The organism is Thiorhodospira sibirica ATCC 700588 (assembly GCF_000227725.2).
In the GTDB taxonomy this organism is placed as follows: domain Bacteria; phylum Pseudomonadota; class Gammaproteobacteria; order Ectothiorhodospirales; family Ectothiorhodospiraceae; genus Thiorhodospira; species Thiorhodospira sibirica.
Window position 1 is genome coordinate 174,475 of sequence record NZ_MU255056.1, and the last position, 13,604, is coordinate 188,078.

Below are 13,604 nucleotides of genomic sequence, written 5' to 3' on the forward strand. Positions count from 1 at the left end.
CCACCACGGCCAGGAACTGGGCGCGATCCTCACCGACACCTCCGACAAACTCAAGATCAAATACCAGCGTCGCGCCAAGCTGCGGGCACTCGCCAACAACACCCGCAACCCGCGCAAGCGTCAACACATTCGCCAGTTCAACCTGGGACGCAAAAAGCTGAACCGGCAAATGGATAAAACCCACGCGCACATTCGCGACATCGTATTTCAATCCGTTCACAAGGTGGTCGATAAAGCCGCCGTGATTGCGGCAGAAGATTTAACCGCCCCAATGGCGAGCAAGTCCTTCGGCAAGAATGTCAATCGTCGGCTGGCCAGCTGGACGAAAGGTGTTATTGCCGAAGCACTTGACAGTGTTTCACGCCGTCGAGGTTCGACGGTCGTTCTGGTCAATCCGGCTTACACATCGCAAATGGATTCCCGAACCGGCTGCCTTGACGGCAAACGGCAAGGGGATCAATTTTACTGTTCCGACGGGGTTGTGTTGCAGGCAGACCAGAACGCTGCGCGAAACGTGCTGGCGAGATTGTATGACCCGGACATTGAGCGGTTCACCCCGTTCAAGCAGGTCAAGGCGATCTTGCTGGAACGGACTGAGCGCCTCCGGTTGGGACTGCTCAACCCGGACTCCAGTTGCTCGCCCTTCGGGGCGCTATCAACGGAGAGCGAATTACCGAAAAACCATCCTGAGCAACTTTGTTTAGGTTTTTAGGAACAGTCTCTGAACGCTTACGGATAAACCAGCATTGATGGATGCGCTGATGGCGCTCAAAATCCTTGGGGATGGACCAGCGGCTGCGGTCTTCGATATGCAGGTCGGCACTAAGACTGGCATCCAGCTGAAAACGGCGCAGGTTGGTGGAAAATATCAACACGCCGTCCGGGGTCAGGCAGCGCGTCGCTTCACGAATCAGGGCAACGTGGTCGCGCTGAATGTCGAGGGTGTGATCCATGCGTTTGGAGTTGGAAAAGCTCGGCGGATCGAGAAAGATTAGCTCATAACGCTGTTTGCAGTCAGCGAGCCAGTCCAGCACATCCGCCTGGATACGCTGATGGGCGGGGCGATCCTGACCATTGAGCGCCAGATTGCGATCGAGCCAGTCCAGATAGGTTGGCGACAGGTCTACACTGGTGGTGCTGCGTGCTCCGCCACAGGCAGCATGTACGGTGGCGGTGCCGGTGTAGCAAAACAGATTCAGCAGGCGTTTGCCCTGCGCATGGGCAGCCAGCCACAGGCGCACCGGGCGATGATCAAGAAACAGGCCGGTATCCAGATAGTCGGTGAGGTTGACATAGAAGCGGCAGGCCCCTTCACGCACCGTCAGCCATTCGCCGCGCTCGCCCTGGCGCTGATATTGGGCATTGCCGCGCTGGCGCTGGCGGACTTTCAACAGAATACGTTGTGGTTCAACCGCCAAGGCATGAGGCAGGGTACTGAGCGCATCGCGCAGACGCGAGGCCGCCTGGGCCGGGTCGATGCTGGCGGGGGCCTGATATTCCTGAACGTGCAGATAAGCGCCTTGTGTGCTGTGATAAACATCAATGGCCAGGGCATATTCGGGAATATCAGCATCATAGACGCGATAGCACTCAATCCCCTCGCGCTTGAGCCAGCGGCTCAGATGGCGCTGGTTTTTCTGGATACGGTTGAGCAAATCTGGGGCTTTAATCACCGTCGTGGTGGGGATCGGGCGGTTGGCGATCTGGAAATATTCCAGCTGGCACTCCAGTGGGCCGTTACTCATCTGCCAGCGGCGTTTCGGGGCCAGACCCAGCTGATGCCCGGCACCGTTGAGAATAATCGCCTGCCAGCCGGGGAATTGCTCGCGCAAACGCGTGCCCAGTTGGGCATATAAGGCCAGCAGCGTGGCTTGGCTGCCGATGCGCTCCCCATAGGGCGGGTTGGTTGCCAGCAAACCGGGCGGCATCTCGGCGGGCAACGCAAGCGAGGCGATATCTGCCTGAGCGATGTGGATGTGGCCGTCTAATCCCGCCCGCGCAACACTGCGGGTGGTGATACGCACGGCACCGGGGTCACTATCATAGGCAAAGATCGGCGGTAAACCCTGTGCCAGCGCCTGCTGCCTTTGGGCCTGGGCCTCGGCATAAAGACGCGTCCAGGCATCCGCCTGATGACCGCGCCACTGCTCGAAACCAAAGCGCGAACGCAGCAAACCCGGCGCGATGCCCCCCGCCATCCAGGCAGCCTCAATGGCCAAAGTGCCTGAGCCACACATCGGATCAATAAAGCCACCGCCCAGCTGGGCAATCGCCGGCCACTGGCCGCGCACCAGGATAGCCGCCGCCAGATTCTCCTTCAGCGGGGCGTTAATCTGTTCCTCGCGATAGCCCCGACGGTGCAAACTGGGGCCGGAAAGATCCAGCGCCAAGGTGACTTCACGCTCGTGCATGTGTCCATGCAGGTAAATATCGGGATGCTGCAAATCCACCGAGGGCCGCTCCCCGGTGCGTTCGCGTAGCTGATCGACCACCGCATCCTTGATACGCTGCGCGGCATACTGACTGTGCGTGATCACCGGACGCACCCCGGTAAACTCAATCGCCAGCGAGTGCTCCGGGCCTAAATGATCCAGCCAGTCCAGCGTGCGCGCCCCGGCATACAGGCCGTCGGCATCCTCTGCGCTAAAGTGCGTTAGCGGCAATAAAATGCGATTGGCCAGACGCGACCACAGGCAAGCGCGATACCCCCCGGCCAGATCCGCCTTAAAGGCAACACCGCCGCGCTGTTCGCGCACCTCAGCCAACCCCAGCTGACGCAACTCCTCAGCGAGCAGTCCTTCCAGACCGCGCCCCGCCGTGGCAAAAAAAGCAAGTTCAGACACAGTGATTATTTTCAGATGATGTAGGAATGTGGCGACATCTTATCGAATGCCGCATAAATGCGAATACGCTGCGAACGCAAAAGGCGTCCAGCTACGGCTGGCGATAGCCACCCATGCGGTTATTGGCAGGGTGCCGATGCAAAGGTATGATGCAGCACATCATTAAGCAACACAAGCGCGGCATTGCAGCGCTGCAATGGCCTTGCTGTGATGCCGCAAAGATACGCAGTAATTGGCACGCAAGCAGCCGGCAACAACAACGGAGAGCGTTTATGATCAAGACGGTCAAGCAGGCCTGTCGGTTTAACCCGATCATCCGAGAGTACCAGATGAGTCAGGCCATTGAGAACCTGGCCGAACTCATCAAGGATGAAGGCGACGGTCGCGAATTTTTTTCGCGTAACTATGTTACGCACGGCATGGAGCAGCTCTTTCGCGAAGGGCTGCTAAGGCTGTCTGGTAAGTCAGATCAAGCCGTGTTTGAACTCACCCAGGCGATGGGCGGCGGTAAAACACACTTGACATCCTCCCCGCCCTAAAGGACGGGGATTCCTAAGAAGCTGTTTGGAAACTACCGCCTCAAACCAAGCGGTTAGCCATCAGTCGACTCATTGCGAGATAAATCCAGGCTTCGCTGCTCGACATCAAGCGCTCGTAGTCCTTGCTCAGACGGCGTGAGTGGTTCAGCCAGCCAAAGGTCTGCTCAACAACCCAGCGTCGCGGCAACAAAACAAACCCTCGGCGCTCCTTGGGACGCAAGACCCCCGTCAAGACGAAACGAAAGCGCTGGGCAACCCAGTCAACCAGGCGTCCACTGTAGCCGCCGTCAACCCAGATTTTGCGCAGCTTTTTGCAATGACCGGGGAGATGGCACAGGAGTTGGCGCGCCCCATCACGGTCTTGCACGCTGGCGGCGGTGACAACGACGGCCAGCACCAGCCCCAGGGTATCGACCAGAAGATGGCGTTTGCGGCCCTTGATCTTCTTGCCGGCGTCATAGCCGCGCTCACCAGGGATCGCCGTGGTCTTGACGCTTTGGCTGTCCAGACACCCGGCGCTTGGATGCTTGTGACGCCCGTGGCGTTGCCGTAGCCGAGCGCGTAGCCTGTCATAAAGACGCTGCCAGGTTCCATCGCGCCGCCAGCGATTGAAGTCATAGTACACTGCCGACCAGGCAGGAAAGTCGCGCGGCAGCTGACGCCACTGGCAGCCCGTCTGCAGGACATAGATGATCGCATTGATGACTTGGCGCATGCTGAGCTTACGAGGGCGCCCGACCGGGGCGCTCGGCAACAGCGGCTTGATCGCCTTCCAGGCGCCGTCGCTGAGGTGACTCGGGTAGCGTTTTTTTGCGAATCTTCTTGCTGCATTTCTAGGGCATGTGGGCCACTTCCTAGAAAAAATCGTAGGTTAAGCCATTACGCGATTAATTTCCAAACAGCCTCTTAGAGGTCTGAGCCTTCGGGCGCTTCTCACGGTAGGGCGTGTGTACGAATAATGGGAGCAAAAAACAGTTCTTGATTTTTTCTTCATTCTTCATCAAAATTCCCTACTGTAGATAGGTTATCTACAAGCGCGAAGGTTTCGCGTTCTATGGTCGGGGTCTAAGTCGAATCGCAAAGTTGTTCTCTGTTCAGGATGAACGCCGAGGCCACTTTTATGGCGCAAGCTGGGTTTCGACGGCTGAAACCGCCCATGTTGCCGGTGTTGACCGGCCATTCGGTTGGGACTGCTCAACCAGGACTCCAGTTGCTCGCCCGCAAGGGTGTTATCAACGGAGAGCGAAGTGCCTAAAAATCGCATAAGCAACTTTGCTTAGGTTTTTAGGAGCAGGTGCACAACTGGCAAGCATCTTCCTGCGGTCGGGCAGGGGTATCTCGCAGAAGGAATCCCCCCGGTTTTAGCCAGGGGGAAAGGTGTCAAACGACCGAGCCTAACTGGAAGATCGGCAGGTACATGGCAATCACCAGACCGCCGACCACGATCCCGAGAAACGACATGATGAGCGGTTCCAGCAAGCTGGACATGGCATCGACCATGTTATCCACTTCTTCTTCATAAAAATCAGCGACCCTGGCCAGCATGTCGTCCAAAGCGCCGGATTCCTCACCAATGGACACCATTTGTACGACCATATTGGGAAACAGGCCGGTGTTGCGCATGGCTTGCTGTAATTGCGCGCCTCCGGCGGTTTCATCGCGCATCCGCAGTGTGCCTTCGTAATACAGCGCATTGCCGGTGGCCCCAGCGACGGATTCCATAGCCTCCACCAAAGGCACCCCGGCCGAGAACATGGTCGAGAGGGTACGCGCAAAACGGGCAATGGAGGCTTTGCGCAAGAGCTCTCCGACGATGGGCAGGCGCAGCGATAGCAGATCGACCTGGCGGCGAAAATTTTTCGACCTTACATGGGCCTCTCGATAGACAAAGGCCACCACGATAATAGCGCCAAAGATCGCCCACCAATAGGTCTGAAACATCTCGGATAATTGGATAACCATCTGGGTAAATACTGGAAGATCGGCGCCAAAACCTTGAAAGAGATCCTGGAATTGCGGCACTACCTTGATCAGCAGAATTGCTGTCACAATGAAGGCCACCACAATCACCGCCGCCGGATAAAACAGCGCTTTTTTGATCTTGGCCTTGAGTGATTCGGTTTTTTCTTTATAGGTGGCGACTTTATCGAGCAGATTTTCCAAGGCACCGGCTTGCTCACCCGCACCGACCAGATTGACCACCAGATCATCAAAATAGCGTGGGTGTTCTGCCAGCGCGGCTGAGAAGGTAGTGCCGCTTTCAACGTCAGATTTGATTTTAAGAATCAGCTCTTGCATGGCGGGGTTTTCATGGCCGCGCCCGACAATCTCAAAAGCCTGCACCAGGGGAACCCCGGCCTCCATCATGGTGGACATCTGCCGTAAAAAGATGGCGATATCTTTGGGAATGATCTTTTTTTTAGCCCCAAACAGCGGCTTGGGTTTTTTGCGCACCCGCAGCGGATTCATGCCCTGGCGGCGCAGATCGGCCTTGGCCAGAATCTCACTGGTTGCCACGACCTCGCCTTTGACCCGCTTACCTTTTTTATCCAGACCTTCCCAGACGAACACGATATTGTCATTGGGTGGGGGGGCTTTTTTGCCGACCTTTTTGGCCGGTGCCTTGCTTATCGCCATCGTTTAATCCTTCGTCACGCGGTTGATCTCATCAAGGCTGATCATGCCCGCCTTGACCTTAAGCAGCCCCGAGCGACGCAGATCATTAAATCCCTCCTTGTGCGCCTGCTCGGCCAGCTGCATGGCATTACATCCCTCCAAAATCATGCGCTGCATCTGTTCAGAAATCGCCAGAACCTGATAAATACCAACGCGCCCTTTATAGCCGTTGGTGCATTGATCACAACCGACCTGGCGGTAGATCGTCAGACCACTGTCCACTTCTTCGGGAGTAAAGCCTTCTTGCAGCAGGGTTTCTTTGGGCAGCTCATGAATTACCTTGCAATTGTTGCAAAGCCGCCGGGCCAGACGCTGGGCAATGATTAACAAAATTGACGAGGCGATGTTATATGGCGGTACCCCCATATTTGCCAGACGGGTCAAGGTCTGCGGCGCGTCATTGGTATGCAGGGTGGAAAGCACCAAATGCCCTGTCTGCGCGGCCTTGATGGCGATTTCGGCGGTTTCCAGGTCACGAATCTCACCGACCATGATGACATCGGGGTCTTGACGCAAAAAGGCACGCAGGGCGGCGGCAAAAGTCAGGCCCACCTTGGGATTGACGTTAACCTGATTCACGCCAGGCATATTGATTTCCGCCGGATCCTCGGCGGTGGAGATATTGCGGTCCGCCGTGTTTAAAATCCCCAGCCCGGTATACAGTGAAACCGTTTTACCGCTGCCGGTGGGGCCGGTCACCAGGATCATGCCATAGGGCTTGGACAGGGCATCCAGATAGAGCTGCTTTTGCTCTTCTTCATAACCCAGCGAATCAATGCCCAGGGTGGCACTGGTGGGGTCGAGAATACGCATGACCACCTTTTCCCCATACAGCGTGGGGCAGGTGTTGACACGAAAATCAATGGCCCGGCTTTTGGAGAGCTGCATCTTGATGCGTCCATCCTGCGGGACGCGCCGTTCGGAGATGTCCATGCGCGACATCACTTTCACGCGGGCGATGATGCGCGGTGACAGTGCCACCGGGGGGTGGGCAATTTCGTGCAGTACGCCGTCCATGCGAAAACGCACCCGAAAATCCTTTTCATACGGCTCAAAGTGAATGTCCGAGGCCTTGCGGTTGATCGCATCCAGCAGCACTTTATTCACAAAGCGCACCACCGGCGTGTCATCAACCTCACTGGTATCCCCGCCCTCCGCCCCCTTTTCATCCGCATCCGCCTGAATTTGCAGATTATCCAGGTCAGAGTCCAGGCCATCCATGACGGATGTGACCTCGGTCAAGGCCTCCTCAATGAGCTTGCTGAGTTTGTCTTGCTCAACCAGGACGGGTTCGGTAGGGATGCCGGTATTGAACTTGATTTCATCCAGCGCATTGAGATTCATCGGGTCCGCTATCGCGACAAACAAGCGATTGGCGCGGCGAAACAAGGGCAGGGCCTGATGCTGACGCACCAGCTTTTCATCCAGCAGCTTGCGCGGAATCAGTTCCTTATCCAGCGCATCCAGATCAAATACCGGCATCCCGAATTCTTCAGCGGCCGATTGTGCCAGGAGATTGGCCGCGACCAGCTTCTCAGAGACCAGGTGAGCAACCAATGGAATACGCTTCTTTTGCGCCTGATCCATGGCTTGACGGGCATCGACTGCATTGAGCAGACCATCTTCGACCAAGCGGCGGGCCAGGCCACTAAGCATGATATTGGGAGAAGCAGCGGTTGACATAGAAATCCTTGCAACAATAGCGGCAAAACCTGTGATAAGGCGCATAGTAAAATAACCGGGCGCATTGTGTACACCACTGGTTTTTATTGTAGCCAGCCTGCAAAGGCCCTGCCAGTATTGTCAAGGCAAAAAAAACCCCGCTATGGAGCGGGGTTCCGGAATCATGACGATACCAATCTGATCGCCAGGGATAATTAATCTTGATATATCAAGCGATCAGACCGCCTTGACGTTGGCAGCGGAAGGTCCTTTAGGTCCATTCTGGGTTTCAAAAGAAACCTTCTGCCCTTCAGCCAGCGTCTTAAAGCCGCTGCCTTCAATCGCAGAAAAATGAACGAAAACATCCTTACCGCCATCATCAGGCGTAATAAAGCCGAAACCCTTGCTCTCGTTAAACCATTTAACGGTGCCTGTAATCACTGCTAATACCTCATAAAAACAAAAAGATAATAAATTTAGCAGAAGCGCTTAAAGCACCGGGGTCATGGCTTGGCAAGGCCGCCCATAGGGACTTCAAGATCAACCGCTGAAGCCATCATACGCTTACCGGCGGCGCGATACCAGCAATTTTTGCATTTCTGTCGCGGCAAAGATGGGACTGCGCTGAACATGCGGATATTTGCATGAACTTATAGCGCTTTTAGTCGTGAACTTGTCTGCTGAAATTTTTACCCATGAAGCCCTCAATCGCGATCAGCAGGAGGCACCTATGCACCCACCCAGTGTGCCTGCCAAGTCTGGTCATCAATCGGCTGGCCGTGTTGCCAGAAAGTTTGCAGGTGCTGGCGCTGCGCTAAAGCACGCCGCAAAACCGGGCCATAATGATCCTCTAGCTCCTCAGCATATTCATCCAGCGCAGTACCCTGGCCCAGAAAATCCAGCGCAGCCTGTCCGGCCATTTCCCCCGACAATACCGCAGCGGCAATGCCCGCCCCGGTGATCGGGTGCGTCAGACCTGCCGCATCGCCCACCCACAGGATATTGCGGGTATTCAGCGTCGGGCGCAGACCACCCACCGGGACTGCGCCGCCAGTGCGCGCCAGAATCTCTGCGCCCACGCGCCCGCTACGGATCAAGTGCTGACGCAGCCGATCCAGCGGGGTTTTCAGTTCACGCTGCCAGCGTTTATCAACACCGAGACCCAGATTGGCCTGCTGGCCTTTGGGAAATAGCCAGGCATAGCCACCCGGATAGTCATCATGGAGCCAAAAATCAGTTGCATCATGGGGCTGTAGCAACGGCACGGTGTATTGGCGGGTATGCAGACAGGGCTGCGGAGCGAGCCCTGCGGCCTTGGCAACCAAAGAATGCGGGCCATCGGCGCCAATCAGCACCTGGTAGCGCACGGTGAAGGGCTTGTCGTCATGCCAGAGCGTCGCCGTGTTATTGGCGGCATCCAGCGCCACCAGAGCAGTACCCGTCCACAGGCGGGCTCCTGCCGCCTGAGCCTGTGCGGCAAGGGCTTGATCAAAAGCAGCACGATCAATCATTAGCCCCGGATAATCTGCGCGGTGTAGCGTTCCCGAAGGCAGATAGGTATGCATCGCTGCAAGGCGTTGTATACACACCCCAGGGGCAGTGGCATAGCGACCCAGCGGCAAGGGGATGAACTCCGCACATTGCACTGGCATACCAATCATCGCCCGCCGCTCCACCGCCACAACCTGCGCGCCTCCATGGGCGGCCATCCCGGCAGCACTGGCACCCCCCGGCCCCAGGCCGATCACCAAGACCTCGGTGGTCTCCATTTAGAACGGAATATCCAGGCCGTCGATATCGATGAAACGCCCACTGTCGTCCAGGGTGAGTTCGCTTAGATTGCGACGCAGAGAAATGGCGGATTCCACCACAGATAATTCACCGTTAGGCCCGCCCATTTCGGTGCGTACCCACCCCGGATGCAAGGCCACCACGGTGATACCACGCGCCTTGAGATCACGCGCTGCACTGACGCTAATGGCATTCAAGGCCGCCTTACTGGAACGATACAGATAACTGCCGCCGGAGCCATTGTCGAGGATACTGCCCATCTTGCTGCTCATATTGGCGATGATCTTGAGCTCACTGGCCGCCACCTGTTCCACAAAGCATTCCATCATCTGCATCGGCGCCAGCACATTGGTGCGCCACACCGTGTCCCATTCCGCGCTATCTGACTGCCCAAAGCCCTGATGCGCCCAGTCACCATACACCCCGGCATTATTAAGCAGGATATCCAGCGGCGTGTTTTTCAGGTGCGCGGCCAGCGCCTGACGCTGTGCCTCGTTACTGACATTGAGCAAATGCACCTGAATGCGCCCATTGCTATCCTGCGCCAGCGTGTTCAGCTCATGGGCATTCTCCGGCATACGACAGCAGGCGTGTACCGTCCAGCCACTTTGTGCATATTGACGGGTCAGCTCCAGGCCGATCCCCCGGTTAGCACCGGTTATTAAAATCGTTGCCATAAATTTCCTCCAAAAAGAGTACCAAAGTGAATCACTTATCGTTTCATACCGCGCTATTATAGCGTTTAATGAAACGGCATGTATGTTGATGATTCAAGAGGTGTCGTCACAAGAAGACCCATCAGACAAGCGATTGCCATGATGACACCTCCGTCATCGGCATTGGATTGAGAACCCCTTCTTGCACTTCAAAGGCTGGCAAGGGATTGCACCCGCTATACCAAGAACGTTGCTTCATTCCTGGATGCGGAACAGATCCGCTGCATGGCCATCCCGGCCAGGTCTTGTGACGATGTTATCTAAATATTCATTCCAAGGCTCTGGAAATGGAGGATTTTCAGCAACCACTCTTTGCAAGTCTTCCATGGTGTATCCAGTCCCTAATCCACCAAAGGTTTGGTCGTCTTGGTGGTATAGCCAGGCACCTTGCGGACCATTGACGATTTTATAGCTATAACGTCCTTCCAAAAACAGAACGTAGTACTGGCTTTCTTTGAGTGTTGGCGATATTGTGATATTGCCATAGCTTCTTATGGTTATTCTTGTTTCTTTACCAATGTTGCCTTTTATCATTTTTTTAATGGTTGCTCGGCTTGAAACATTTGAAAATCCTTCCTGATTTATTTTCATTTCATGGACGGAATTTATTTTAGCAATGACTATTAAATCAGAAGAGCCTACAAGATCATGCAAGCTCATTAAATTCACCATCGCGTGCGCAGGAGCAAATGAAAAAACAAAAAACATCATAAAAATTCTCACTTTAATTTCCTCGTTTATTTTGTTTGCGCTGGTTGAGATATTTTAAGAAATAATGATATTTCCTTGATGATGGATTGAGCTTGTTCTTCGCAGTCCTTTTGAACAGGAACGAGCTGCTGTTGTTTTTCATATTTTTTCATGAAATAAAATAAGTTTATATAAGCCTGTTGATTGTCGAGGTGCTTGATTTCCAGTAAATAAAACTGTGGCCCAAAAAAGCGTCCTTTGCACCACCAAGATGCTTGTCGACCGATACACATTCCTTGCAATCCAATCCAGACTTCCCTGGGGCCCTGCAAAAGGCGGTATCGGCGACGCCTAGGATACAATATAGCACCGGCAAATACTGCGGCCAATAGACCATAGACACCCAGCTCAATGATCAAGCTGTCTCCTGATATCAGTTTGCCGACATAAATGATAGAGCCTATCATCGCTATGAGCATGATAGCGCCTGAAATTCCTATACGTTCCAGCATTTCCTTGCGGCGTTGCTGGTAGTCATGTTCTACAAAATGATGCCAGTGATTTTTTTCTATGAACCAATGCGCCAGCAGGTTTTTTCCATTGATCAGCTGGGTTAGTTTTTTCAGCTGATAATTGAGTACGAGCAAGGGAATCAGCATGGTGATGGTAGTTGAGGTACCTAATGTCACGCCAAGCCAAAAAGCATCGTGTTCATCGACTAGCATTAAACTGCTGATGGTGACAATGAATAAAAACACTGAGCTGCCACATAAGAAACGAAAATTCCGTCCTATGTTGGTGGCTTCTGCCTGAGAGGCGGCAGCAGGATGCCACGCCAGTGCCAAGGCTAATGCAATGCCTGCTGGCAGTAAAACGATAAACCATGATACCGGAAGTAACCACAGCAGCAGGGGTAGGGGAAATAACCCGCCAATGATGATACTACGCAGAAGCAGCATATCACTTTTCCTCAATGATGAGTGTTTGTAAATGCTATGCATTACGCCGTTGAGATCAGTTGATAGACCGAAGTCTTCAAGCAGACCCTGACAGCCATCGCGGAATGGTGGCGTGCTTGGCCTCGAACGCACGGATGCCGCGATGGTAAGCATTCGGCATCCGGCGCCAAGCTGATGCAACCATTCGGTGAGCGCATCAGGGCTATGGGTATCATAGCCGATTATCTGCTAAAGTCTGACGGAATGCCTGAGTGACTCGGCGCCCGCTGTTTTGCCTGAGGGCGGGGTCACGGGGACGTTATTAATTTTATGAGGTTTTGATTTTTATGAAAAAAGAACGACAGGTAGACGGTTTGATTGTGGGTGGTGGGCCAGGGGGTATGAGTACGGCGATTACCGCCGCGAAGGTGTGGCCAGAGCGCAAGATTTTGCTGGTCCGCCCGGAGGAGGAGCCGATTGTTCCCTGTGGCATTCCGTATATTTTTGGTACGCTGAAAGGGGTGGAGCAGGATTTGCTGAGTAATGCGCCGTTTCGTGCCCTGGGCGGGGAAATTTTATGCGATACGGTGCGTGAGATTGATCCCAAAGCGCGCACTGCCTTGACCGAGGATGGGGTGTTGATCCATTGGCAGCGCCTGGTTTTGGCGACCGGGACGCGGCCACATCAGCTCCCTTTCCCCGGTATTGAGCGCCCGGGGGTGTTTGTGATCCGTAAAGATTACGATCACCTGGAGCATCTGTTTGATGAGGTGTTGCCGCAAAGCAAGCGTCTGGCGGTGATCGGTGGCGGCTTTATCGGGGTGGAGTTTGCCGATGAGGTGCGCAAAAGTGGTATTGAGGTGGCCATCATTGAGCAGCTACCGCATCTGCTTTTGCATAATTTTGACGAGGAAGTCGCGGTCAAGGTTGAGGCGACCTTGCTGGAGGCCGAGATTCAGCTATATACCGGTAACGGGGCGCTGGCCCTGGAGGGTGAGGGGGATAAAGGCCCGGTGCAGGCGGTGCGTCTGGCTAATCAGGAGCGGGTCGAGGCCGATGCGGTGCTGGTGGCAATTGGTGATCAGCGTAATGTCGATCTGGCACAGGCTTTGAATTTGACGATGGCGCGAGGCGGCGGCATTTGGGTGGATGCCTTCCAGCGCTGTCGTGAGTATCCCGAGATCTTTGCGGTGGGGGATTGCGCCTTTAAGCAGGATTTGCTGTTGCGCCGCTCGGTGCCGTCGCTGCTGGCCTCAACGGCGGCGGCGGAGGGGCGCATTGCGGGGATCAATCTTTTCGGGTTGCAACATGAACGCTATAACGCCGGGACCATTGCCATTTATGCCAGCCAGATTGGCGATCTGGCCTTTGGTTGCGCCGGGATGACAGCCAATGCGGCCCGCCATGAGGGGCTGGATGTGGTGGTCGGGCGTGTGGAAGTGCCGGATCATCATCCGCCGACCATGCCGGGTACGCGCATGATGACCTGCTTGCTGGTGGTCAGTCGCAGCGGTTTATTGCTGGGCGGGCAGGTACTCGGTGGTCCAACCACCGCCGAGGTGCTCAATGCCATCGGTTTGGCGATTCAGGCACGTTTAGGGGTGCATGAATTGGTGAGCTTTCAGTTCGGCAGTCATCCACGCCTGACCGCCCCGGCGCATCCCATTGCCCTGTGTGCCCTGGAGGCCCTGGAACAGCTGCGCTGTCGCTAATGGATGCTTAACCGATCATCTCTTAACGTAGGATTTG

The 13,604-nt window shown here is 55.0% G+C and carries 12 protein-coding genes; 3 read left to right on the forward strand and 9 right to left on the reverse strand.

The features are described 5' to 3' along the window. Positions 1-712, forward strand: a 712-nt coding sequence (locus tag THISIDRAFT_RS00960) for a zinc ribbon domain-containing protein (protein ID WP_221913929.1), incomplete at its 5' end; no start/stop codon positions are given. Here the strand turns inward: THISIDRAFT_RS00960 and rlmKL are convergent. Then, complete coding sequence (gene rlmKL / locus THISIDRAFT_RS00965; RefSeq protein WP_006788210.1) at positions 618-2,843, reverse strand: bifunctional 23S rRNA (guanine(2069)-N(7))-methyltransferase RlmK/23S rRNA (guanine(2445)-N(2))-methyltransferase RlmL; 2,226 nt, start codon at positions 2,841-2,843, stop codon at positions 618-620. The two genes, THISIDRAFT_RS00960 and rlmKL, sit on opposite strands and share 95 nt — an antisense overlap. Before the next feature lie 146 nt (positions 2,844-2,989). Here rlmKL and THISIDRAFT_RS15430 point away from each other — a divergent pair, with 146 nt between their 5' ends. Further along, positions 2,990-3,382: a hypothetical protein gene (locus THISIDRAFT_RS15430; RefSeq protein WP_246585295.1), complete on the forward strand. Its 393-nt coding sequence runs from the start codon at positions 2,990-2,992 to the stop codon at positions 3,380-3,382. Between the two features lie 40 nt (positions 3,383-3,422). On the opposite strand, the gene THISIDRAFT_RS00975 is transcribed toward THISIDRAFT_RS15430, so the two are convergent. The 8 genes from THISIDRAFT_RS00975 to THISIDRAFT_RS01010 form a co-directional block, all read right to left on the reverse strand. Further along, positions 3,423-4,200, reverse strand: a protein-coding gene (locus tag THISIDRAFT_RS00975; RefSeq protein ID WP_246585406.1) for an IS5 family transposase whose coding sequence is annotated in 2 segments (ribosomal slippage) — positions 3,423-4,193 and positions 4,195-4,200 — 777 coding nt in all. Because the reading frame shifts where the segments join, the coding sequence is not laid out codon by codon here. A 562-nt stretch (positions 4,201-4,762) separates the two neighbouring features. Next, positions 4,763-6,019, reverse strand: a complete 1,257-nt coding sequence (locus tag THISIDRAFT_RS00980; protein ID WP_006787291.1) for a type II secretion system F family protein — start codon at positions 6,017-6,019, stop codon at positions 4,763-4,765. Between the two features lie 3 nt (positions 6,020-6,022). Continuing rightward, a complete protein-coding gene (gene pilB / locus THISIDRAFT_RS00985) occupies positions 6,023-7,741 on the reverse strand; it encodes a type IV-A pilus assembly ATPase PilB (RefSeq protein WP_006787292.1) in 1,719 nt (572 codons plus the stop codon). A 216-nt stretch (positions 7,742-7,957) separates the two neighbouring features. Continuing rightward, entirely contained in the window at positions 7,958-8,161 is a 204-nt protein-coding gene (gene cspE, locus THISIDRAFT_RS00990) for a transcription antiterminator/RNA stability regulator CspE (protein ID WP_006787293.1), read from the reverse strand. A 287-nt stretch (positions 8,162-8,448) separates the two neighbouring features. Beyond that, complete coding sequence (locus THISIDRAFT_RS00995; protein WP_006787295.1) at positions 8,449-9,489, reverse strand: geranylgeranyl reductase family protein; 1,041 nt, start codon at positions 9,487-9,489, stop codon at positions 8,449-8,451. Then, positions 9,490-10,188, reverse strand: coding sequence for an SDR family oxidoreductase (locus THISIDRAFT_RS01000; RefSeq protein ID WP_006787296.1), 699 nt, complete (start codon positions 10,186-10,188; stop codon positions 9,490-9,492). 234 nt (positions 10,189-10,422) lie between these two features. Further along, positions 10,423-10,950, reverse strand: a complete 528-nt coding sequence (locus THISIDRAFT_RS01005) for a hypothetical protein (RefSeq protein WP_139064006.1) — start codon at positions 10,948-10,950, stop codon at positions 10,423-10,425. A gap of 14 nt (positions 10,951-10,964) precedes the next feature. Then, positions 10,965-11,876: a hypothetical protein gene (locus THISIDRAFT_RS01010; protein WP_006787298.1), complete on the reverse strand. Its 912-nt coding sequence runs from the start codon at positions 11,874-11,876 to the stop codon at positions 10,965-10,967. A gap of 326 nt (positions 11,877-12,202) precedes the next feature. On the opposite strand from THISIDRAFT_RS01010, the gene THISIDRAFT_RS01015 reads away from it, so the two are divergent. Beyond that, positions 12,203-13,567, forward strand: a complete 1,365-nt coding sequence (locus THISIDRAFT_RS01015) for an NAD(P)/FAD-dependent oxidoreductase (RefSeq protein ID WP_006787299.1) — start codon at positions 12,203-12,205, stop codon at positions 13,565-13,567. Positions 13,568-13,604: the final 37 nt, after the last annotated feature.

Coding starts and splice junctions, on each gene's coding strand:
- THISIDRAFT_RS00995 (WP_006787295.1), bottom strand. CDS start 9,489: ATGGAGACCACCGAGGTCTTGGTGATCGGCCTGGGGCCGGGGGGTGCC.
- THISIDRAFT_RS01000 (WP_006787296.1), bottom strand. CDS start 10,188: ATGGCAACGATTTTAATAACCGGTGCTAACCGGGGGATCGGCCTGGAG.
- THISIDRAFT_RS01010 (WP_006787298.1), bottom strand. CDS start 11,876: ATGCTGCTTCTGCGTAGTATCATCATTGGCGGGTTATTTCCCCTACCC.
- THISIDRAFT_RS00980 (WP_006787291.1), bottom strand. CDS start 6,019: ATGGCGATAAGCAAGGCACCGGCCAAAAAGGTCGGCAAAAAAGCCCCC.
- THISIDRAFT_RS01015 (WP_006787299.1), top strand. CDS start 12,203: ATGAAAAAAGAACGACAGGTAGACGGTTTGATTGTGGGTGGTGGGCCA.
- THISIDRAFT_RS15430 (WP_246585295.1), top strand. CDS start 2,990: ATGATGCAGCACATCATTAAGCAACACAAGCGCGGCATTGCAGCGCTG.
- pilB (WP_006787292.1), bottom strand. CDS start 7,741: ATGTCAACCGCTGCTTCTCCCAATATCATGCTTAGTGGCCTGGCCCGC.